The organism is Halobacteriovorax sp. DPLXC-1 (assembly GCF_036903125.1).
Classification (GTDB): Bacteria; Bdellovibrionota; Bacteriovoracia; order Bacteriovoracales; family Bacteriovoracaceae; genus Halobacteriovorax_A; species Halobacteriovorax_A vibrionivorans.
Genome location: NZ_JAYMCO010000002.1, coordinates 128,701 through 150,976, shown reverse-complemented (window position 1 = coordinate 150,976; position 22,276 = coordinate 128,701). Strand labels below are relative to the sequence as shown.

General features: G+C 36.6%; 22 protein-coding genes and 1 pseudogene. 9 read left to right on the top strand and 14 right to left on the bottom strand.

Annotated elements, in window-relative coordinates; translation table 11 throughout:
- Positions 1 to 72 precede the first annotated feature (72 nt).
- The 7 genes and pseudogenes from VCM44_RS08955 to VCM44_RS08925 all read left to right on the top strand — a co-directional run bounded on the left by VCM44_RS08955 (position 73) and on the right by VCM44_RS08925 (position 7,105).
- Entirely contained in the window at positions 73 to 1,773 is a 1,701-nt protein-coding gene (locus VCM44_RS08955) for a hypothetical protein (RefSeq protein WP_334678599.1), read from the top strand.
- A 19-nt stretch (positions 1,774 to 1,792) separates the two neighbouring features.
- Positions 1,793 to 2,872, top strand: coding sequence for a sigma-70 family RNA polymerase sigma factor (locus VCM44_RS08950; RefSeq protein ID WP_133296952.1), 1,080 nt, complete (start codon positions 1,793 to 1,795; stop codon positions 2,870 to 2,872).
- 79 nt (positions 2,873 to 2,951) lie between these two features.
- Positions 2,952 to 3,230 (top strand): 30S ribosomal protein S15, encoded by a 279-nt coding sequence (rpsO, locus tag VCM44_RS08945; protein WP_199506655.1) that lies wholly within the window; start codon positions 2,952 to 2,954, stop codon positions 3,228 to 3,230.
- 243 nt (positions 3,231 to 3,473) lie between these two features.
- Positions 3,474 to 5,561: pseudogene (gene pnp, locus VCM44_RS08940) on the top strand (polyribonucleotide nucleotidyltransferase); the annotation flags it as partial.
- 177 nt (positions 5,562 to 5,738) lie between these two features.
- Entirely contained in the window at positions 5,739 to 6,206 is a 468-nt protein-coding gene (gene dut / locus VCM44_RS08935) for a dUTP diphosphatase (RefSeq protein ID WP_115362477.1), read from the top strand.
- Between the two features lie 9 nt (positions 6,207 to 6,215).
- Positions 6,216 to 6,500 carry a polyhydroxyalkanoic acid system family protein gene (locus VCM44_RS08930; protein ID WP_115362479.1) on the top strand — a complete coding sequence of 95 codons (285 nt, stop codon included), beginning with the start codon at positions 6,216 to 6,218 and terminating at the stop codon, positions 6,498 to 6,500.
- Between the two features lie 44 nt (positions 6,501 to 6,544).
- Positions 6,545 to 7,105: a 2Fe-2S iron-sulfur cluster-binding protein gene (locus VCM44_RS08925; protein ID WP_115362481.1), complete on the top strand. Its 561-nt coding sequence runs from the start codon at positions 6,545 to 6,547 to the stop codon at positions 7,103 to 7,105.
- Between the two features lie 8 nt (positions 7,106 to 7,113).
- Here VCM44_RS08925 and VCM44_RS08920 read toward each other — a convergent pair whose 3' ends face one another.
- The 10 genes from VCM44_RS08920 to ubiE form a co-directional block, all read right to left on the bottom strand.
- The gene (locus tag VCM44_RS08920) at positions 7,114 to 7,683 is read right to left on the bottom strand and encodes a hypothetical protein (protein WP_120404760.1); all 570 of its coding nucleotides are present in this window, start codon (positions 7,681 to 7,683) and stop codon (positions 7,114 to 7,116) included.
- 43 nt (positions 7,684 to 7,726) lie between these two features.
- A complete protein-coding gene (locus tag VCM44_RS08915) occupies positions 7,727 to 7,978 on the bottom strand; it encodes a GlsB/YeaQ/YmgE family stress response membrane protein (RefSeq protein ID WP_199506656.1) in 252 nt (83 codons plus the stop codon).
- A gap of 72 nt (positions 7,979 to 8,050) precedes the next feature.
- Positions 8,051 to 9,205: a hypothetical protein gene (locus VCM44_RS08910; protein WP_115362485.1), complete on the bottom strand. Its 1,155-nt coding sequence runs from the start codon at positions 9,203 to 9,205 to the stop codon at positions 8,051 to 8,053.
- Positions 9,206 to 9,310: 105 nt separating this feature from the next.
- Entirely contained in the window at positions 9,311 to 9,478 is a 168-nt protein-coding gene (locus VCM44_RS08905) for a hypothetical protein (RefSeq protein ID WP_158536886.1), read from the bottom strand.
- 96 nt (positions 9,479 to 9,574) lie between these two features.
- Entirely contained in the window at positions 9,575 to 9,757 is a 183-nt protein-coding gene (locus tag VCM44_RS08900; RefSeq protein WP_115362487.1) for a hypothetical protein, read from the bottom strand.
- 19 nt (positions 9,758 to 9,776) lie between these two features.
- Positions 9,777 to 10,748 (bottom strand): hypothetical protein, encoded by a 972-nt coding sequence (locus tag VCM44_RS08895; protein ID WP_334678597.1) that lies wholly within the window; start codon positions 10,746 to 10,748, stop codon positions 9,777 to 9,779.
- On the bottom strand, positions 10,736 to 11,632 hold the full coding sequence (gene menA, locus VCM44_RS08890; RefSeq protein ID WP_334678596.1) for a 1,4-dihydroxy-2-naphthoate octaprenyltransferase: 897 nt from the start codon (positions 11,630 to 11,632) through the stop codon (positions 10,736 to 10,738). The genes VCM44_RS08895 and menA overlap by 13 nt, the downstream gene beginning before the upstream one ends.
- Positions 11,633 to 11,636: 4 nt before the next feature.
- On the bottom strand, positions 11,637 to 13,358 hold the full coding sequence (gene menD / locus VCM44_RS08885; RefSeq protein ID WP_334678595.1) for a 2-succinyl-5-enolpyruvyl-6-hydroxy-3-cyclohexene-1-carboxylic-acid synthase: 1,722 nt from the start codon (positions 13,356 to 13,358) through the stop codon (positions 11,637 to 11,639).
- Positions 13,340 to 14,713 (bottom strand): isochorismate synthase, encoded by a 1,374-nt coding sequence (locus VCM44_RS08880; protein WP_334678594.1) that lies wholly within the window; start codon positions 14,711 to 14,713, stop codon positions 13,340 to 13,342. Before VCM44_RS08880 ends, menD begins: the two co-directional genes overlap by 19 nt.
- Complete coding sequence (gene ubiE / locus VCM44_RS08875; protein WP_120404765.1) at positions 14,714 to 15,427, bottom strand: bifunctional demethylmenaquinone methyltransferase/2-methoxy-6-polyprenyl-1,4-benzoquinol methylase UbiE; 714 nt, start codon at positions 15,425 to 15,427, stop codon at positions 14,714 to 14,716.
- 114 nt (positions 15,428 to 15,541) lie between these two features.
- On the opposite strand from ubiE, the gene VCM44_RS08870 reads away from it, so the two are divergent.
- Positions 15,542 to 16,522, top strand: a complete 981-nt coding sequence (locus tag VCM44_RS08870; RefSeq protein ID WP_115362499.1) for a polyprenyl synthetase family protein — start codon at positions 15,542 to 15,544, stop codon at positions 16,520 to 16,522.
- A 9-nt stretch (positions 16,523 to 16,531) separates the two neighbouring features.
- On the opposite strand, the gene VCM44_RS08865 is transcribed toward VCM44_RS08870, so the two are convergent.
- From VCM44_RS08865 to VCM44_RS08855, 3 genes are all read right to left on the bottom strand, one after another.
- Positions 16,532 to 17,671 (bottom strand): hypothetical protein, encoded by a 1,140-nt coding sequence (locus VCM44_RS08865; protein ID WP_334678593.1) that lies wholly within the window; start codon positions 17,669 to 17,671, stop codon positions 16,532 to 16,534.
- A complete protein-coding gene (locus VCM44_RS08860) occupies positions 17,671 to 19,005 on the bottom strand; it encodes an aminopeptidase P N-terminal domain-containing protein (RefSeq protein WP_334678592.1) in 1,335 nt (444 codons plus the stop codon). Before VCM44_RS08860 ends, VCM44_RS08865 begins: the two co-directional genes overlap by 1 nt.
- A gap of 164 nt (positions 19,006 to 19,169) precedes the next feature.
- Positions 19,170 to 19,844: a hypothetical protein gene (locus VCM44_RS08855; RefSeq protein WP_334678591.1), complete on the bottom strand. Its 675-nt coding sequence runs from the start codon at positions 19,842 to 19,844 to the stop codon at positions 19,170 to 19,172.
- 262 nt (positions 19,845 to 20,106) lie between these two features.
- Here VCM44_RS08855 and VCM44_RS08850 point away from each other — a divergent pair, with 262 nt between their 5' ends.
- Positions 20,107 to 20,616: a hypothetical protein gene (locus VCM44_RS08850; protein ID WP_133296953.1), complete on the top strand. Its 510-nt coding sequence runs from the start codon at positions 20,107 to 20,109 to the stop codon at positions 20,614 to 20,616.
- A gap of 6 nt (positions 20,617 to 20,622) precedes the next feature.
- On the opposite strand, the gene lysS is transcribed toward VCM44_RS08850, so the two are convergent.
- Positions 20,623 to 22,200: a lysine--tRNA ligase gene (gene lysS / locus VCM44_RS08845; protein WP_334678590.1), complete on the bottom strand. Its 1,578-nt coding sequence runs from the start codon at positions 22,198 to 22,200 to the stop codon at positions 20,623 to 20,625.
- Between the last annotated feature and the right edge of the window lie 76 nt (positions 22,201 to 22,276).

Below are 22,276 nucleotides of genomic sequence, written 5' to 3'. Positions count from 1 at the left end.
TACCTTATTAAACCTTTCGGGAATAATTCCGATAACTTAAAGGAAATCTATATAAATCTTTTGGATAGAAGAATGCGAGCTTTATGCCTTAAAAAATTTATCGTCATAACTCTTCCTATTTTGGCAGCGTTAGTTTTTTGCCTTGAGGTAAATGCTCGCACAAATTCGACATTAGAAAATCAAGGTGATCTGATTTTCTCAAATTTGAAAGAATCAAAAGAGAAGTCTCGTGTTAAAAATTCAGATTATAATTTTGCACTCATTGATAATTATCGAAAATTCTATCTTGAAGATGAAAAATTAGAATACTTTTGTCGTGAAAATTCATCAAAGCTACGATTTAAAAATATCTTTGAAAGAGATGAGTTCTATCGCAGTATCGTTGCAACTCTTCAGTATAAGATGATCAATTATTCAATGCAGGCCATTGCTCACTATGCAAAAAAACTACAATTTGAATCTGATCAATATGATAATTTAGTTAATGGCCTTATTGGTAGTTGTTCTAAGAACTTGACTCTATTTAGTCACAGGCTTTTAAAGCATTTATTTACTAAGTACTATAGTGATAACTCTATTGATAAATTACGTCTTCCTTATTCTCAAAGAGAAAATCTATTTGCATCTAATGTTAATGAAATTCAAAGTGAGAATGAAGTCGTAGTTAATGAATTATATTATACAACAGGTGTATTTTCTTATGCTTGTTCATGGGGTGGCCAAGAAAAATATCTTCGTAACTTAGCTCCTTTTCTTTCTTCTTCACTTGTCATGAGCTATATCGTTCGCGAAATTAGCGCTCTTGATAGTCATGTTTATAAAGATCAGTTAAATGATGGCAAAGTCGCAAATTGTCGAAATCAAATTTGTCGTCCATATAAAAAAGCAAAAGTTCAAAAAGAAATTGTTAGGCCAATTGGATCTTCAAATTTAAACTTTGATCTAAAAGTCGCTTATTGTGATAATTTTAAATTTGCTTCTAGGAAATTCTCTCCAAGTGCTAATGATTCACTTAAAAATCAATTAAAGAAATTTGAAAAAGATGAAAATATCGTAATCGCTCAATTCGTTTCTTTATTAACTCGTGTTCCAGAGTTTAATGTTTGGACTCAAGATTCTAAAACGATTAAGCGTTATGTTTCTGTTTCTAATGACAGCCTTTGGGATTACTGGGCAAAAGACTTACTTGAAAAGAATTCTAATAAGCTTCCTTACGAAGAAGCCCTAAGTATGAAACTTGATGTTAAAACTAGTAATGATTCAATTTTGCGTCATGGTTATCCAGAGGTTAATTTCGTTGTTTTAAATGGTGAATTTGATAAAGCGACAAATATAGACAATATGGTTTCTTTAAAATTTGAAATTGAAATTCCACATAATGATTTTATGTGGCTATATCGAAATATTCGATCGGCCAAAACATTTGATGATAAGGAGAAATCAAAGGAGCTAAAGGAGCGCTTAGCTCTTTATGTTGCAAATGATTATAATAAGATTAAAGAGACTCTCAATCAATTCTCTGTTGATGCAGACCTAACAACGGTAATCACTGATGAATTGATAAGGCAATTTAACTATATTGAATTTTTAAGGCCAAAATCATCACATGGGACGAGGGAAAAGATTGATGTAAGAGTTAATATAGCCCCTTTTGCTCTTGTGGCAATTCGTAACAAGCGAATTATTAGTGAGTTATCTGAACGTGATCTTAAAAATATTAAGTCATTAGAAGTTTTAAATAATATTGAATCTATGGCCGAGAAAGCAAAATAGTGTTAAATTTCATCCACTCATGAGTGATTCAAAGAAAAATAAAAACAAATATTTAGAAGATAGTGATAAGTCCGAACAAAAGGACTTTGACTACGAGATTCTACCTTCTATCGATGAGAAGAAGCTTAAAGAATCTTCGGATTCTGAAGAAGATATCGATGATATTATCGATATTAGTAATTTACCTGATTCAGGTCTTACGCTTGAGGAAGAAATTGAGGTTATCAAGGAGACACTACCTGCCTTAACTTCAAAACTACCTGTCCCTTCACGAGTTGATAATAAGCTCAATCAATACCTAAAAGAAATTTCTCGCTACGAGCTTCTCTCTCCAGAGCAAGAGAAGACTCTCATACGACAATTTCGTGAAACCGGTGATATTGCATTAGCAAAGAAGCTAGTTGTCTCTAATTTAAGGCTAGTTGTAAAAATTGCCATGGATTATAAGAGTGCTCATGCAAATGTAATGGATCTCATCCAAGAAGGTAATATTGGTCTTATGAAGGCCGTTTCATTATTTGAACCAGATAAGGGAGCAAAGCTTTCTTATTACGCATCCTGGTGGATTAAGTCATATATCTTGAAATTCATCCTAGATAACTTTAAGTTAGTAAAATTAGGTACGACAAATGAGCAGAAGAAGCTCTTTTATAATCTAATGCGTGAAAAAGAACGTCTTGAGGCCCAAGGGATCAAGCCTGATCATAAGACAATCGCGCAGAATCTAGATGTAAGTGAAAAAGCAGTGGCCCTCATGGATATGCGCTTAGGTGATGCTGGCTCCGAAGTTAGTCTTGATATCCCAGTAGGAGAAAATTCTAGTGCGACAATGGGGGATTTACTTCCTGACTCAACTGATGTTGCGCAAGATGTTGAATTTAAACAATCACTTCAACTTCTCCAAGAAAACCTCGATCAATTTATTCAGGGGCTAAAGCCTCGTGATCAAGAAATCTTTAAAGAAAGGTTATTGAATGATGCTCCGCGTTCTCTTCAGTCCATCGCTGACGATTATGGGGTCTCTCGAGAGCGTATTCGCCAGATCGAAGCCCGTCTTCTCGATAACTTAAAGGTTTACATGAGTGAAATTATAAGATAGTATGCACAAAATATTGCGCCCTATACTTGGCCTGGAAAATAACTTCCTTGCTCGGTATTTGGTAAGTTTAGGAGAAATTATGATTACAAAAGAAAAAACAGCATCAATCGTAGCTGAATTTGGTAAAGAGTTTGGAGCATCTGAAAAAGATAGCGGTTGTGCAGCGGTTCAAGTTGCAATTCTTACAGAAAGAATTAACAACCTTAAAGAGCACTTTGGTTCACACAAGCACGATTATTCTTCAAACCGTGGTCTTCTTAAGATGATTGGACGTCGTCGTCGTCTTCTTAAGTATGTATCTACTGAAAATGAAGATAACTACAAGTCACTAATTAAGAAGCTTGGTCTAAGAAAATAAGCCAAGATAAAAAGAAAGGAAGCTTTATGCTTCCTTTTTTTTATTTAAAAAGCTAAAATTAAGTAACGAATTTTTTTGATAAGCAGACAAGGACAGTCTAGGGATTTAAGGGATATTAAAATTTAGGAACTCGCGATTTGGATGAGGTTTTTAAGTTTTCATATTCTTTGGATTTCTCAAGATCATCCTCAATTCTTAAAGAAAAAATTCATCATACATTCAAAAATATAAAATGGAGTTTTTATGTTAAACAACAAACGTGAGTTTACTTACAACTTCGGTGGTAAAGACATTACGATCGAAACTGGCCGTATGGCAAAACAAGCAGATGCTTCTGTAATCGTAACTAGTGGTGGTACACAAGTTCTTGTTACTGCAACTTCTGCAACTCAAGTAAAAGATGGGCAAGACTTTTTCCCACTTCTAGTTGAGTACACTGAGAAATTTTATTCAGCAGGGAAATTCCTTGGTGGATTCCTTAAAAGAGAAGGCCGCCCTTCAGTAGGTGAGACTTTAAATGCTCGTCTAATTGATAGACCTCTTAGACCTCTATTCCCAGAAGGGTATATGTTTGACACTGTTATCTCTTGTACTGTTATCTCTTACTCACCAGAAGGTGACCCTGAGGTTCTAGCTGCAATTGGTGCTTCAGCTGCTCTTACTATCTCTGATATTCCATTTGCAGGTCCAATTGGTACTTGTAAAGTTGGTCGTATCGACGGTCAATTTGTTATCAACCCTGACCACGACAAGTGGGAAGAGTCTGATATGGAAATCGTTGTTGCAGCAAGTGATAACGCAATCCTTATGGTTGAAGGTGAGGCGAAAGTTGCTCCAGAGCAAGATGTACTTGACGCAATCTTCTATGGTCAAAAGGAAATTGAAGGATTTGTTTCATTCCTTTCTGATATTCAAAAAGAAGTTGGTAAAGAAAAGCGTGAATTCGTTTCAGCAGCTGCTAACAAAACAATGCTTGAAAAAATTAGAGCAGATTATACTGCTACAGCAAGAGAAGCTCTAAAGATTACAGATAAGCTAGAGAGACAAAAAGCTGTAAAAGCAATTGAAGCTCAAGTTAAGGATGCAATGGCAGCTGATCCAGCGGCATTTGGTCTAACTGAAGACGATGCATTTGGAAAAGAAGCATACAAAGGTGTAGATGAGCTAATGTATGAAATGCTACGTGGTGATATTCTTGATGAAGAAAAGCGTATTGCTGGACGTGGACTTGCTGAAGTTCGTGAAATCGAAACTGAAACAGATGTACTTAAAGTACCACACGGATCATCTCTATTTACTCGTGGTGAAACACAAGTAATGGCAGCTGTAACTCTTGGTGGTAGTAAAGGTGCTCAAATGAGTGACCGTATTATTGGTACAAAAGAAGACCAATTCTACCTACACTATAACTTCCCTCCATATTCAGTAGGTGAGGCACGTGGTGTTCGCGGTGTAGGACGTCGTGAGCAAGGTCACGGAAACCTAGCTGAGCGTGCTCTTAAGGCCGTTATCCCAACTGATTTCCCATATACAACTCGTCTTGTATGTGAAGTTTTAGAATCAAATGGTTCTTCTTCAATGGGTTCTGTATGTTCAGGGTCAATGGCACTAATGGATGCTGGTGTTCCTCTTAAAGCACCTGTTGCTGGGATTGCTATGGGTCTAGTAACTGATGGTGAAAGATTTAAAATTCTAACAGATATCCTTGGTGACGAAGATCACCTTGGTGATATGGACTTTAAAGTTGCTGGTACAACAGAAGGTATCACAGCGATTCAAATGGATATTAAGATCACTGGTCTTACAAAAGAGATCGTTGAAAAAGCAATGGCACAAGCAAGAGAAGGTCGTCTTCATATTCTAGAAGAGATGGCAAAAACAATCTCTGTTGAAAGAAAGACTCTTAAAGAGGGTGTACCTGTAATGAAATCAATGCAGATCAAGCAAGATCAAATTGGTGGACTTATCGGGCCTGGTGGAAAGAATATTAAGAAGCTTCAAGAAGATTTCGATCTTGTTATCGAAATTGATGAAGATGGAACAACTAAGTTCATCTCAACTAACCAAGAAGCAATTGATGAATGTATGGCACTAGTTGGTTTACAGATGAATGGACCAGAAGTTGGTAAGACTTATACTGCTAAAGTAGCTAGCCTTAAAGATTATGGTGCATTCGTTGATATCGCTTCAGGAGTTGGTGGACTAGTTCATATTTCTGAAATTGCAGATGAGAGAATTACTGATGCTGGTGACTACTTAGACGAAGGTCAAGAAGTTCAAATCAAGGTTCTTGAAATTGATAAAATGGGACGCGCTAAGCTTTCTATCAAGGCCGTTGAAGCTCTAAAGAGAAAAGACGGTAAGACTGAAGAAGAAGCTCAAAAAGACGCTCCAAAGCGTGAACCACGTGAGTCTCGTGACGGTGATCGTAAACCAAGAGGTGATAGAAAGCCTCGCGGTGACAGAAAGCCTCGTGGTGACAAGAAGTAATAAGTAGGAATTACTCTTATGATCGATCGAGTTGTTGATTTAAAAGTAAAGAAGCTAGAGCATTTTGACTCTAGCTTCGATCTTCCTAAATATGAAACGACTGGAGCAGCAGGAGCTGATCTTCGTGCTCATTTAGAGAACAAAGACTCTCTTGTGATTGCTCCAGGAGCTCGTGTTCTAGTGCCAACAGGACTTAGCTTTGAGATCCCTCATGGATATGAGGTTCAAATTCGTCCTCGTTCTGGCCTTTCATTTAAGACAGATCTTCTCGTTGTAAACTCACCTGGGACTATCGATTGCGATTACCGCGGTGAAGTCAAAATTATCCTAGGTAATTTTGGAAATGAGGACTTTGTTATTAAGCACGGTGAGCGTATTGCCCAAATGGTTCTAGCACCAGTTTGGCAGGCCCGTGTAAGTGAAGTAAGTGAATTAAGTGATACTGAGCGTGGAGCTGGTGGATTTGGTTCAACTGGGACGAAATAAGGATTAAGTATGAGTTTGAAAGTAAATTACAATAAAGCATCTTCTCAAGAAGAAGCATATAATCTAGGAAAGGCCGCTGTTACTCCAGAATATGTGGCAAAATTCAATGTTAAAGCGGATGTTACGACAGATGATGGTAATTTTTCCATGCTAGCTAAAGGAAAAGGGTTTGAATTGAAGCTAAAGTTTGAAGATTCTTACTGCTTAGTTGATCTTGACCTCTCTTTCATGCTAAAGCCTCTTAAGGGAAAAATTTTAGAAACGATTGAAGGTAAGATCAAGAAGACTGTTTAGTCTACGCTTGGCCAACCTCAATAAAAATCACGTAGGCCTATATCATGTTTAAAGTTACATTAGCACCATCAAATGAGACCATCTATGTTGATGACGAGATGTCATTATTAGAGCATCTTAAAAAGAATGGAATTTATGTTAATTCTAGTTGTGGCGGACACGGAACTTGTACAGATTGTATTGTAAAAGTTCTCTCCGGTGCAGATAATCTAAATGAACCAACTGACGTTGAAACGAAACTTCTAGGTAATGTATTTCACATTACTAAGGAGCGTATGTCATGCCAGACCATCGTTAATGGTGAGACGACAATTGATATGTCAGATCATTCAAAAGAGGGTGTCGAGGCCAAGCGTGAGGCCAAGAATAAGAAAGTAGTTAATGAAAAGCTTTCTGCTCTTAAACGCTCAGGAAACTTCAAAGTTCGCAAGAAGGATGAAGTTGAAAAAGTAATGAGTGAGCGTCAGGCAAAATGGGAAGATAAGCAGTCTCGCCAAGAAGATTGGAAGAATCACTGGGAAAAAGGTGATCGCTCAAAGGCAAAGAGACTTGGTGGTGGACGCCGTCCAAAGAATATCAAGCCAATCAAAGAAGACGAAGAATAAAATAATTTCTAAAATTCACAAAGTAGGGCCTGAATCTTTTTCAGGTCTGCTTTTCTATTAGAACGATCCACAAAGATATATTTTCCGTTATCCAGCTTTGCAAAAAGTTGGAAATATCCTTTGTTTTCAAAGCCACGCATTGTTGGATCTTGTTGCATCTTTGCAACATTTGGAGAGTCCATAAAGTGATCAATACTAAATGAATCACTCGATTCCAATTTGTGTACTTTCTTTAATATCGGAATGAAGAATAGACGATGCTTGATAATTAGCTTGTCGTCTTTTTTTATGATGAACTTCTCATACATATAAAAACATAATGTAATGAGGGGCAGTAGAATCAGAGTCGCACTTACAGCAATAACTAATGCCTGGTTAATTGAATCACCTGTTTCATAGAGTTTTACAAGTGGCCCTTTTACGCCAATAAACATGGCAAAGACAACAGTTGCTGCAGCAAGAAGGTAGCCCCAGAAAACCATAGGTAGTCCATAGGTCTTTAGAGTAAGTCCTTGCTCGTTAATAGTAATACGATCTCTTTCTTCTTTAGATACTGGAAATATAAACATTAGGCCCATGGGGCGTATTATAATCCTAGCTCCACGCTTAGTCTATGATATTTCAGAGTTTTTGTAGCAGCTGGAGAGTTGCTAGAAAGACGATAGCGCCGATGGTGGAGATTATGATACTTCCAATAAGGCCATAACTTGTAAGGCCTACTAGATGGAAAGCAAAGCTTCCTACGAATGATCCCATTACACCCACGATGATATTTCCAACGAGTCCAAAGGTTTCACCTTTGTACAGGCTTCCGGCCAGCCAGCCAGCAATAGCACCAATAAAGAGAATGATTATGAATTGTTCGATGGCCACTAGGCACCTCCTAAATAAATATATTTTAAGAGGTGCTAATGATTATTTGTTAGTTAATTTAACTTAAATTGATTAAAGCCAAGTTGTTAATGAGAAGTTAAGAGCATAAGCATTTGTCTTCTCTGGGTTACCAAATACATTCGTACTTGTTTCCTCATCAATTTGACGCTCGATTAGAATACCACCGTTTAGCTGTACGTTTCTTCCAACTTGGTATTGAGCACCAATATCGGCTTTATAAAGGCTAACGTGTCTTAGGTTTCCATCATTGAAATTTGATTGACCGAAGTCTGCTGGGTAATCATTTCTATCGTGAGCACGATCAGTTACGAATGAGTACTCAAGGTTAATCCCGACGTTCCACTTATCTGCTAAGCGATATAGGAAGCCTAATTGAGCGTTATAAGATTCTTGTCTAAGTTTCGTATAGCGATCATTTGGGTGAGCTGACCAGTAACCATAAAGGGCCTCTGTCCATACACTCCAGTCGCGATTTTCGAATTGGTAGGCCAGTGAGAAACCGTAATCTTCTTTAGGATCGATATCTCTCCAGTAAGAGAAAGCACCAAAGATGATTTCATGATTTCTTGATGGGATAATTCTACCCTTATAAGCAAAACCTTTTTGAAAGTTTGTATTAAAAGTTCTTTCTGTGTCGTATGAAATTTCATCGTCCCCATTAGGAAGATATGGACGAGACTCATCATCGCGATCACGTCTTGCCATTTGGTTGCTTCCAAAGAAAGTTACGTCGTGAATTTGACCTTGGCGCCAACCACCATAACGAAGAGTTAATAAGTACTTTCTCTTAAAGTATCCAGCTCTCATGCTTGAATACGTTTGAGTTAGGTAACCACCATCCATCATATTTCTTTCAGAAATACCAAAGTGCATAGTATAGAAAGGAACCTTTCCTTTACCACCTGTAAGCTTCCAATTATTGTTGAAGCGATATGAAAGAACCGCTTCTTCCATTAGGTCAACAGTTGTACCTGCTTCTTCAACAGCGTCAATATCAAGCTTAAACTTTGCGCTCCATTCATTGTGGTTGAAGTAGAATTTAACATCTGCTGTACCATAACCCATTTCTGCTTTCGTACTATCGTCACCAACTTTTTCTAAAGTTAGTAGATCTAATACTAAGAATGCTTTGACGTTATAATTTACAGCTAGTGAATTGAAGCTAGAAAGTAGCAACAATGATAAAAATAGGGATTTCTTAAACATCTCTTCTCTCTTACATTTTGGCGCTTAATTTGGCGTATTAATATGAGAGAAGATTTATCAAGAACTTATCAATGTGTAAAAACAGTTTTGTGTTAAGGTAGGGAATTAGTAATTCTTACACTCTTCGTAATCTTCGTAATATTGAGAGTGGTCAGGAATACGTCTTTCCTTACATTCACCTCTTTCACTTGCTACATCTCTAGAAGTAGAAGCGCATGATGAAGTCAATAAAATAAGTGTTGTTGCAGTTAAAATGTAGGCTAATTTTTTCATGATAATCTCCTATTATCTCTACATATTATAGCTCTAATTGAGAATAAAAGAAGGCCTGCAAAATATGCAGGCCGCTCATTTTAGTATGCTTTTATTCTAAGATTTTTTTTGAGATTTCTTAGACTTACGATCACATTGACCGTCTTTCTTACAGCAATCTTTCTTCTTTTTATCGCTCTTACAACAAGCTTTAGCGTCTCTTGAACAAGACTTTCCGTGATGCATAGTTGAACATGAAGCGAATGTTAGCAGTGCACATAGTGTGATAGCTCTAAACATGAATCCTCCTTAATGAATGTTAAATAAGCCTAAAGGCCTTAATAATAGACTCTTCTTTAGAGTAGTCTTTTATTAATTTTAACCCATTCTTAAAAAACATAAAGGTTGAGAGCCCTGCGGCATTTCTTTCACGTGAGGCCAGGTGAGTGGCAAGATTGAAAAGCTTAGGCGCTTCAAAGCCACTAGTGATAGTGATCTGCCATTTGCGATCATCTTTTTTTAATTGAAAATATTCAAAAACGCTGCAATTCACACCAAATTTAATAATGATATGATTTATATCCTCAGCAATACTTGAACGTTCATTAAACTTGAAGCTTTCATCAATGGCCTGTGGAATATCTTGAGAACAAACAAGGTGAGACCACTTATCAAGCGTATCAAATGGCTCTTCAAAGTATTCAATACTTGCGATCACTTCTGGGGATAGGTTGTAGAAGAGACTTTCAATTTGGTCTGGATCAAGGCTGCGATTACCATCTAAGCGAATGATGGCGCCTTTGTTACTCATTAATTCAAGATTTTTTATAACTTCTCCTATATTAGGAGTCGGTGTGATTTTATATTTAATCACATCACCTTTTTTAACCTCATTGGTTTTAATTGATTGAAAGAGGAGATTAATTTTAACAGTGTTGTCTTGTGTGAAAAAGCAGTGATGTGTGCTGTGTTTTATATAATATTTAATTAAGGCATATTCAAATGCAACAATGATATTCTTTGGGAGTTGAGGGGCATCAATTATTGTCGCTTCTTCAATTGGTCTTTCCAGGAATGATTTTAAATCATAGATAATTTCGTATGTTTCTCTTAGGTCTTGGCCATCATAGAAGAATTCAAAGTAATTTACATAACTAGTGTAGAGTTCGCCATCAATTTTAACTTCACAGTGATAGTAGTCAGAGCCTTTAATATCTCGAGCTTTAGCATGAAAAGGCTTTATAAATTCTTCTCTTTCTTTGTAAGTTAAATGTAATTCTAATTTATCCAAAGAAGTCCCCCGTAAATAAGAGATGATAAGAATAAGAACTTTCCAGTTTTGGCCAGACTATTATTATACTCTACTGAGGGCCTATTTAAAATAAGATATAACCACGTTTTTAGAAAAGGAAGGGCAAGACCTACAACGGCAACACTCAAATACCATTGTTCATAAATTACACTATGAACGATAATGACAATATTTGCACAAATAACAAATATAAGAGGAAGCCAGCTAGAAAGGTTTGGCCTTAATTTATTTAAAAGAATTCCAAGAGTTAATTTCTCGGCCTTTGTATCACTATTGATATCTCTGGCATTATTAATGGCCATAATTGCACTACTTAAAAAACCTGGAAATAGGCTTAGAAGCAGTGCTGAATTTGTGATTTGTTTCGTTTGGAGATAATAGGCACCACAGACGGCAACACAGCCAAAGAAGATGAGTGCTAGTAATTCACCTAAAGCGTAGTGTGATAGAGGAAATGGGCCACCTGTGTATAGATATGACGCTAGCATCGAAATTAGTCCCATTGCGATAATAATGGGGCCACCGACATACATAAGATAGATACCGAGGATGAAGGCGAGCACTAGAGTTGAAATAAACATTATCTTCACTGTACTTGCTTTTAATTGTCCACTACTCGTTACACGTGTTGGACCAAGTCTTTCTTCAGTGTCAACGCCTGTTTGTGTATCGTAATAATCATTTATTAAATTAGAAGCAATTTGTAATAGGACAGTACATAGTAGAGTTAGGATAAAGATAATTAAGGAAAATTTCTGTGTATTACTATAGGCCAATGCCGTTGCCATAATAATTGGTGATGCACCTGCCGGTAGAGTTTTTGGCCTTGAGGCTAGAATAAATCCTTTTATATTATCTTTCATATCTTTAACGTTTTACAGTTTTTAATTTTTTAAATAATTCTAAGTTTGAAGCATTATCTGTAATGGCCTCAATAATATTTACACCTTGATTCTTTAAAGCATTTAGTACTTGCTTATTAAAATCTTCTTTTGTTTCACATGAGCTGTATTCTAATTCTTCAAATGCTCCAATAACTTTATCAAATCGGTCATCATGTGGTGTTGTAAGTAGATCTAGGAAGTCTTTTTCTTTAGCTATTGGAAGTAGGTTAAAGATATCACCTTGAAAATTATTGATGATAATAACTGTTAAATTCTTCTTTTCACGGGCCGCTTGGTTTAGCATATAAAGTGAGTTCAGATCGTGTTTAAAAGAAATATCTCCTATTAAACATAGCTTTGGACGATCATTCTCATCACTTAGCCCCATTAGTGTGGCCATGAATCCTTCAATACCGCTTACTCCACGATTTGTGAAAACTTTAACATGGCGACGTAGATTACTTGAAACAAAGTTATCAAAGCTTCTAACAATTGTTGAATTACCTATAAGAAGATCATAGTCTAAATCAATTTTTTCTATAATGTTCTTTGAAATAAAAGGCTGAGTTAGGCCAGACTCTTCAATTACGGCCCTCTTCTTTTCTACAAAATCATGCCACATAACAGGTGGAGCTTGTTCAAGCTCAAGTTTTGCAAGACCTTTTAAAAAGGAGAGTGGGTCACAAATAATCTTTTGAGTATTAGAAAAACCAGGATCGTGATCAAAGTCAACATTTGTTACGTGTAGAAGCTCACAATCTGTTTTTTCCAGATAATTATAATAGTGTTTTGATACTAGTCTTCCACCAATATGAATAATCAGGTCTGGGGGATTTTGTTCATATACGCTTAATACTTCTGGGTGATCAAAATTTGGAGTTAGATAGTCTTCAAGACAAAACTCATATTTTAATCCACTTGTAATATCAAGATACTTTGGAATTCGTATGCTTTTTAACGACTCTCTGTAATGATCGATATCTTTCTTTCCATCAAGTTTTCCGATAACAAGAAGGAGGTTCTTTGCCTTTACAAGTCTTTCTTGAAGATTGAATTCCATTTGGTAATTCTGATAGGCGCTTGAGATAACCTTTGCACCATTCTTATGAAAACTCTCAAGTGATGCCTTTAAATATTCTTGTGAGATATAACCTTCAGTATTATCTAAAGGCTCTCTAAGAGGAAAGTTGATATGCACAGGTCTGCGATTTATCTTTGCACGGCCAATTGCCGTTGAGATCAATGTTCTTAATCTCGTTGCACTTAGAGCTTCATTAGGTGCTTCGAGGTTTAAGTTATAGCATGTATGTGAGTCGATAACTCTTGTCTGATCAATTGTCTGATTTGAGTCTGTCTTTACAAGTTCATTTGGCCTATCAGCAGATAAGATAACCAGTGGCAGGCCTGATTTATTGGCCTCAATAACAGCAGGAGCAAAGTTGGCCATGGCCGTCCCCGATGTACAAGTAAGAAGAGGAATCGATTCACTTACTTTTGATCTTCCTAGTGCACGATAGGCCAGGGCCCTCTCATCAAGAAATGAGTACGTTCTTATATCTTCATTGTAATGGGCCGCTGCTAAAACAGGAGCGTTTCGCATTCCTGGTGCCGTATAGAAGTCGACGATGCCGTTCTTTGCCAATTCATCAACGATGATCGATGCCCATAGGCGAGAAATATTTTGTGTTATTGGAAATTTGTCCATGATTTGGCCTTGATAACTTCCGTAAAGTTTCTCATTTTATTTGTTGTTTCATTCCATTCTTTTTCAGGAGATGAATCTTTTACAATTCCACAACCTGCATAAATATGAAGGTCTTGCTTGTCTGCTAAGGCGCATCTAAGTCCGACTGCAAATTCAGTCTTTTCCTTAGAAAAGAATCCTATTGGTGCAGCGTAAAGTCCACGAGAGCTCTTTTCTAATTGGTCAATTTGCTCAATTGACTCTTTCTTAGGCAGTCCCGCAACAGCTGGTGTTGGATGAAGTCCAGTGATTATATTACTTGCTTTTGCATCATCACTTAAAACACCTTCGTATTTAGAATGAATATGTTGGATATATTTTAGCTTTAAGATTTCTTCTTTCTTTGTAATGTGAAGATCTTTAGTTAGTTTTTTCAGTGCATCTTCAATATAACTTGAAACATGGCGATGCTCTTCTAATTCTTTTTCATTAGATAGTAATGTCTTTTCTAAGAATTCATCTTCTTGCTTATTCTTTCCTCTCTTTATTGTTCCAGCAAGAGAGTCGATATAAACATTGCGCCCCTGCATCTTAAAAAGAGTCTCTGGTGTGACACTATAAAAACACTGATTAGCAGAGAATTGAAAAAGAATATTATAACTATTATTTGTATTATTTTCTTTCAGTGTTTTAAATTGTTCATAAGCGCAAATTGGATGCTTGAATGTGAATTTTAATTTACGAGATAGAACGACTTTTTTGAGGTCCTGTTCTTTTATTTTACTTACTGCCTCGTTAACCATTTTTCCCCACTGAGTTTTACTCGTAGCAGAGATACTCTTTGTTATATGGTTATATTCACTATGCATATGCTTTGGATTTGGCTCTAATGAGATGGCCAACTTGTGAAGAGCTTCTTTCTTGGCGTTATCATCTTCAAAATATGAATTAGGAAGTATGATCATAATATCAACACCTTGATTCCCACCATCGATAATAACTTTTGGAACAAAGTATGAACAATCTTCTAGGCCATGCCATTCTAAACAATCTGGTTCTGACTTAAACCTTTGAGCACCACATATTTTTAAGAAGTCGTGCTCTCTCGTGAGATTTTCAATATCTTCATAGTGATAAAGAGAGTTAAAGTCCTGCCAAGAACCTAGAGCAAGGAATTCACAATCCTTGTCTTTATTTAAAAAATAAAACTTTCGATATGTTTGAAATAAATCGATAATTGATGAAATATTATTAAAGCCAGCTTCTAGTTTGAAGAGGGTGTAAATAGGCCCTTTTACTAGACGCTCGTCATTTGGATCAAGCTTTATAAGCTGATTAATGATATCAATTTGTAAGTTATTAGCAGCTAGGCGCAATTACTTGTCTCCAATATAAAGAGTGGCTATACCAAATGTAAGAGGAATAAAACGTACGTTTTTAAATCCTGCATTCGTCATCTCATCAGCAAACTCTTGTCCATATGGAAAGTCTTCTACTGTTTGATTTAGGTATGTATAAGCATCTTTATGTTTTGAAATTAAATTTCCAACAAATGGAAGTAGGTATCTAAAATAGAAGAAGTAGATCCCTCTAAAAAGTGCATTCTTTGGTATTGAGAATTCTAAGATAAAGCTTCGTCCACCTGGTCTAATTACTCGATACATATTACGCAAAGAAGTCTTGTAGTCTGGAAAGTTTCTGATTCCAAAGCTTACGCTTGTTACATCAAATGTTTCATCAGCAGCTGGAATTTCTACTCCATCACCAATTTGCATTTTTGCGACATTATCTAATTTCTTATTTGTAATCTTCTTCTTACCAATTTCAATCATGCCTTTTGACAGATCAATACCAGTAACACTTTCTACATTCTTTGCTCGCGCTAATGCAATGGTTAGGTCTCCCGTACCGCATGCAAGATCTAGGCATTGTAGTTTTTCTTTCTTTGGAAGATTTGCGATAACAATCTTTCTCCAATAAATATCAACGCCAAAAGAGAGGATATGATTTAAGAGATCATATGTTCCTGCAATTTTGTCGAAAATTTCAAACGATTTAGTCTTTCTGTTTGCGAGTTCTTTATTACTCATATTGTTTTAACCTCTGCGTTTTTGCAATGCATGATATTTTAATAGTATTTGCGTTATATTAATCATTTACGGCCTATATCGACAAGTGGTAATTATATTAAAACGGAAAAAACAATGAACGAATTTTTAGAATCCATTCCTCCACAAATCTTGGATAAGTCAGTTAATATTGACCTCGAGATAAAGTCTTCTAATTGCTTAGAAGCAGTGAAAGATGCCCTAGAAAAAACAGTACTTTCTGGCGGTAAACGTCTTCGTCCAATGCTTACTTATTTAATGGCGGACTTCTTTAACGCCCACGATAAGAATGATGTAACAATCTGTGCCCGTGCAATTGAAATGGTTCATGCAGCCTCTCTTGCTCACGATGATGTTATTGATAATGCAACGCAAAGGCGTGGAAATCCTTCAATTAATGTGGAAGCATCTAATAAGAAGGCCGTATTAGCTGGGGACTACTTACTAGCAGATGTGATTCTAAGCCTATCACAAATTGGCTCCGTTAAGATTCTACAAACGATGTCTCAGGTCATTCAAGAGCTTGCAATTGGCGAGTGGATACAATCTGATGCACTTGAGAGTCGAATCTATTCAAAAGAAGTTATTGAGAAAATTGCTTTTCACAAAACTGCCTCAGTTATGGGATGGTGTTGCTGGTCTGGCGCATATGTTGGGCTAGAAGATGAAGAGATCGCTAATAAGGCCGCACGCTTTGGACATCTTATTGGTATAGCTTTTCAAATGATTGATGATACTCTGGACTTTAGTGATGGCGAAAGTCTTAAAGATGCCCATCTTGATCTTGAGGCCAACCTTGTAAATTCTGTAATCTATGATTATCTTGATAAGAATCCTCTTAAAATGGATGCTTATCAAAAAGGTGAAGATCTCAAGGATATTGTTGAACTTGATCAAGTTCATCCAAATGTCGAAAATATAAAAAGCGAAGCAAATGCTCTAATCGAAGAAGCAAATGATATTCTACATGAGATTCGCACAAGCTTACTTGAGCGTGGATTTAATGAAGAGCGCCTTAGTGAAACGATTAAACCACTAGAGTTAATCGGTGGCTTTATTCTTAATCGTAAGTCTTAATTATTAGTCTTAAAGTCTAAATGTTGCCCAGATAGGGAAGTGGTCACTTGCTTGCTTTAGCTCTATAGCATCATCATCAATACAAGTTACGCGCTTATCTAATCCCTTTGTCATAAACTTTGGAAGTTCACTTGGTGGTGTACAAAAGACATTTGTTTTCTCTACAAGTGTTTCTGGATTATAGATTCCTGCATCCATGAGTTTAAGTCCACGATAAGCAATATAGTCTAGAGTTAGTGGGTTGCGATTGGCCGCAAATGTTTGTCGCTCATTTGTTGGCCCTGGGTTTTTTAGCCAAGGTGAGAGGTGATTAAAGAGCCTTCTAAGAACTACTGAACCTGGGTTATTCATATAGATTGATGTATTGAGATCGCCCATGACAATCACGCGATCATCTTTGTGAATTGGTCTAAGTTTCTTGTAGCGCTCTGGCATCACAACATTAAAATTTGTTGCTCCAGTTACATACCATTCTAGAAAGCGTAGTTGATCGCGATTTCTTTCATAGTTTGGAGTGTTGCGATTTCCAAAGTGATAGCTTGGTACAGCATGAAGAAGTACTATATGTACTTCAGTATCATTAGCTTCTATCACTAGGTGAGTAAAACTCTTATCAAAGAGCTCCATATCTTTTGGAAGAGGCTTACCACTTGCTGTTTTGTACTTTGAAAGGTCTATAGCAGGATTAAATTCTTTCCAAGTTATATCAGAAATAATTCTTTCTTCTTTAATAGGATGCTTGGAAGCAAAACCTGTTGAGTACTGGCCAGGAAAGAGGCCGTAGTTAACCTGATCTGCATTCTTGCGATCTTTTGTGTACTTACCTTTTACCTTTTTTGCATTCTTTCCAGTATTTGCTTTGGCAAAACTCACTGCAAATTGATCAGTATCTTCTTTTAATTGGCTTAAAAGAAGCTCCATATTCTCTCCGCGAGAGTCGTATTGTATCTCGTTAATGCTTAAGGCATTAAAGTCTAACTTTGTTAAAATATTTTTTACACTCGTTAATTGGTCATTCTTTTTTCTAAGCTTATTACTTTCAAGCTCTTTAATATTCCAATGAACAAGTTTGATCTCATCATCACGTGTCTGTTTTGAAGAACATGATAGTAGAAGTACAAATACAATAACAAAGTTAAGTGCTTTCATTAGAATAGAAAATCCTTTACGTCTTGCTTACAAGCTTCTTCAATTTCTTCCACAGTTTTTGGAATCATGTGTGATAAATTTTCATGTCCATCTGCTGTAATAAGAATATTGTCTTCAGTTCTTATACCAATTCCTTTTAATTCCTCTGGAATATTGTCAAGTTCCTTAGGGAAGTAAAGGCCTGGCTCGATTGTGAAGATAACACCTTTTTCAAATGGTGTTGGCTCGTTTGTTCCCTCTACTAGGTATGGGTTTTGGTCGTGTACATCAAGTCCAAGCCAGTGTCCTGTTCCATGTGGGAAGAATTTACGATGATTATCTTTTGCAATGTTTTCTTCTACACTTCCACTTAAGACTTTAAGATCAATTAGTCCTTGAGTCAGGATTTCACTAACTTTAGCGTGTAGCATTTTTGAGTTATTTCCCGGTTTTGATAATTCAATTGCAGCAATTTGAGAGTCTAAAATAATATTATAAACTTCTTTTTGAATTCCTGTGAATGTACCACTTACCGGAAATGTTCTTGTGATGTCAGTTGCGTAACCGTTAAGTTCACTACCGGCATCAATTAGAAGTAAGTCTCCACTATTTAGTGGCTCATCATTTTTAATATAGTGAAGAATGCAAGCATTATTACCACCAGCTACAATATTGTCATATGCACTGCCTTGAGAAGGACCTTTTGAAAAAAGATACATCATTAAAGCATTAACTTCTTGTTCTGTTACACCTGGTTTTGCTAGTGCCATTGCTGCACGATGGGCCTTATCCGTAACAATCATGGCCTCGCGCATTTGTGCGATTTCAGTTTCATCTTTAATAAGTCTCATTCTCTCAACAAGAGCACCTATATTTTTAATCGTTGCAGGAGGAAGCTCTTTTTGAGCTCTTTTCTTATGGAATAAAGATGCACTTATCTTTCTTGCCATATCTGCAATATCAGTTCGCTCACTTAGGTGAACATAAAGATTCTCATGTCCTGGAAGTAGATCTTCTAATTTCTCTTCCAGGTCATTGATTGAATAACCTTCATCAACCTCTGTTAGTTCTGCTGCTTTATCTGGACCAAGTCTTTTTCCTGCCCACATTTCTGCAATAGGATCTTTTGGTCTTACAAAGAGAATTTGCTTTGTCTTACCATTCTTCTTACTAAGTACTAGAGCACTATCGGCTTCAGTTAGTCCTGTTAAATAACGAAAATTTGAATTTTGACGAAATGGAAATTCTGTATCATTGCTCTTGTGCTGATAGACAGCAGATGCGATAACGGCAATTCCATCATCCATCATTTCTAATAGCTTTTTACGACGTGTGTTATATATATTTTCAGACATTTATACCTCACTTTTATTTGATGGGAATCATATCAAAATAAGGACAAAAGGCAAATTAGGAACTTTCAAATTGGGATAAATAACGACTAAATATAAAGGGGGAGCCGTAAAGCCCCCCCCAGACAACCAAAAAACCTAATGAAGAAAATAGGTTCTTCTCTTAATTAAAATCTCTTCATACAAGTATCGCGACGTCCGCTGATACGAGCATCTCTTGCACATTTAGTTCTTGCTTCAGAACATGCACGAGCTTGTACACCAGTTCCTCTTGGTCCTCTGGCCGAAGAAGTATACGTTTGAACAACTCTTCCACCAAATCTTCCATTTGCTATGCGATCAAATGAACAAAACTTTGTTACGATTGGCGTTGGTCTTGGCCCTGGACCTGGTCCTGGACGACCACCACGTATCTTTTCACAAGTAAATTTCCATGGATTATTCTTTTCGTAACGAGCATCAAAACACTTATTATCTGCTTTTTCACAAGCTCTCATTTGAGTGTTTCCTTGTGCTGTGAATGTATCAACAATACGCCCGTTATTTGTATTAACTAGGTTAAATGAACAAGTTTCTTTTCTTGGCCTTGGATCAGGTCTTGTGTAAGCAACTTGGCAACTAGCATTTCTTACAACACGATCATAAGATCTTCTGTTTTGCTCAAAGTGACATCTTGAAAGTGCTTCACGGCAAGCTTGGTTGTAATTGTAATCATAAGCAAAGAAAGTATCTAAAACCCTGCCATTCCTGGCAACAAGTTCAGCAGTACAATCTTGGGCCATCGCTGATTGTGTGGCCATTGAAGTAACAAATAAAGCAGCAGCAACTAAAAACTTTTTCATAAATAAAACCCCTCTCGTTTTTTTATTTTGTTAACTTAGTTTTATGAGTTGACGTTTAAGCTGACAATTTCAATTACTTACGGGCCAAAAAAAATGCCGAATTGTAAGAAAATTCAAGAAAAATAACATTTTGAATGTGAAATTCTTACAAATATCCTAATTTAATGGTTTCTTATTGTCCCTAAATGTACAAAATTTTCCCAAATCCATTAGTTGTTAAGATTTCTTCATAATTCAAAATCTCCATTCCGATAATTATTGTATGGAATTAAGTCTCTATGAAAGAGTTAAAATACATGCAATGGAATCCGACTTTAGTCGTTTAAGCTTAGATGGCCAAGAAGTCGTCTATATGGGACAAAGCATAACTGCTCCAAGTAGGTGGGACAAGAAGCTACTTAGACATTCCTTTGCTCTATATGGACTCATTAAAAGAGAAGTTCTTCAAATCCGATTCCACTTAGAGTCTAATCAGGTTATTGAATCTAAAATTTTTAAGGGCCGTTATAAGAGTGTTTCTGATTATAAAAGTATTATGAATACAATGCTGGAGCTAGAAAGCTTGTCTCGTAAGTACGGACTTAAGATTCTAAAGGCCGAGATCGCTCATACTCATCTCAGTGAATGTCGAATTGATAAAAAGAACCTGAAGTTTTGTATGTTGTCAGAAAGTGATCTTCAGGTGGCCAAGAGATTAAAGCAATTTAGAAATTATCCTATTGAAATAAAGGCCATCGCAAAGGATGGCCTAGTATTTAAAAAAGTCTTTTAAGATTTCTTATTTAAGAAGTTTTATGACACGATCTTTTCCAATAGTGCGGATAAATCCTGCAAGCTTTGGACCTTTTTCACGTGAAATTAACTTTTGATAAATTGGTGCAAAAATATCCGCTGGCTTAAGTTCTAGCTCATGCATCACTTCATACATCTTATCGTTAAATTCCTTATCACTTTCAATCGTATCCCACTGTTCTTCGCAAAGTGCAACAAGCTTATCAAGGTATGTGCGAACCTTATCTTCTAGAGGCATATCAACAGCTTCTTTATTGATAGCAAATTTAAATTCCTCTGGAGCATTCTCTTGTAGCCAGTGAAGAGCACATGCACTTCTTTCTCTAAAGCGCCTTTCGTCTCTATCAGTCTTGATTTGATCAGCGTAGTAAGAGCGTGCTGCTTCAATGTCTCCATCATTAATTTGTAGAACATTGCACAGGTGTCTAAAAGAAGGTTGGAAAGGACATTCAGTAGGGTGCTCTCCAATTTGAGATAGCTCAATTACTCTCTTTGCCATCGCAACTTTCTTCTCGTTGCCTTTTTCAAGGCCAAAAGCAAGTCTTTCTTGGCGATCATAGTCTTCATATGTTTTTAATACATCAAGGTCAAATGAGATCGCAAAATCAACATTTGTCTTATATGAAGCAAAGATCCAACGAACCATTTCTGGCTCATATACCTTTAGAATATCATTAACAGTAACAAGGTTCCCTTTTGAAGAACTCATTTTTCCGCCAAGACCTTTAATTGAGACAAAGTCGTATTGAAGATAGATTGGTGCCTGCCAGTCAAAAACTTTTACAATGTCTTTTGCTGTCGTAAATGATCCACCCTGAGAAGAGTGATCTTTTCCACCTGGCTCAAAGTCAACTTTTTCAAATGCCCATCTCATTGGCCAGTCAACTCGCCATGGAAGCTTCACAAGGCTTGTTGTATTAATATCGATCTCTCCTTCATAGTCGTGCTCGTTATGCTTGTAGCGTAACTTGCTTTCACCGTCCCATGAAAGAATCGTCGTCTTATCAGTCTTATACTTTTCACAGTAAACAGATACCGGGTAATAGTCATCACCATATGGCTCTTTTCTGTATTGATTTAAAATATCACGAATTTCAAATCTCTTATTAAGTGCTAATTTAATCTGTTCTTTATAATCACCAGCACGGTATTTCTTTGCCTGATAAATTGGTTCAACTTCAACACCAACTTTCTTAAGTTGTTCTTCAAAGTTGTGTTCATGATGAGCAGCATAGCTTTCATGTTCACCAAATGGATCTGGAGTATCAACAATTGGTTGGAAAAGATATTGTGCTAATTCATCATGTTTTGGAAGATTACCTGGAATCTTTCTAAACGTATCGTAATCATCCCATGAAAAAATGAAGCGAACATTCTTACCACGGGCACGAAGTCCGCGTGCTACAAGGTCTGTTGTGATAACCTCTCTAAAGTTACCAAAGTGAACAACTCCTGATGGAGTGATCCCACTGGCCACAACATAATCATCTTTGTCGCCGTGTTGGCGAATGATGCGATCGGCCGTCATATCGGCCCAGTGAACAAGATTTAGTTTTTCTGACATATAGTACTCACTAGTTTTATTTTTATTTAGGCCACTATAGCAAAATAATTTCGCGTAGTTAAGAATTTTCATTATA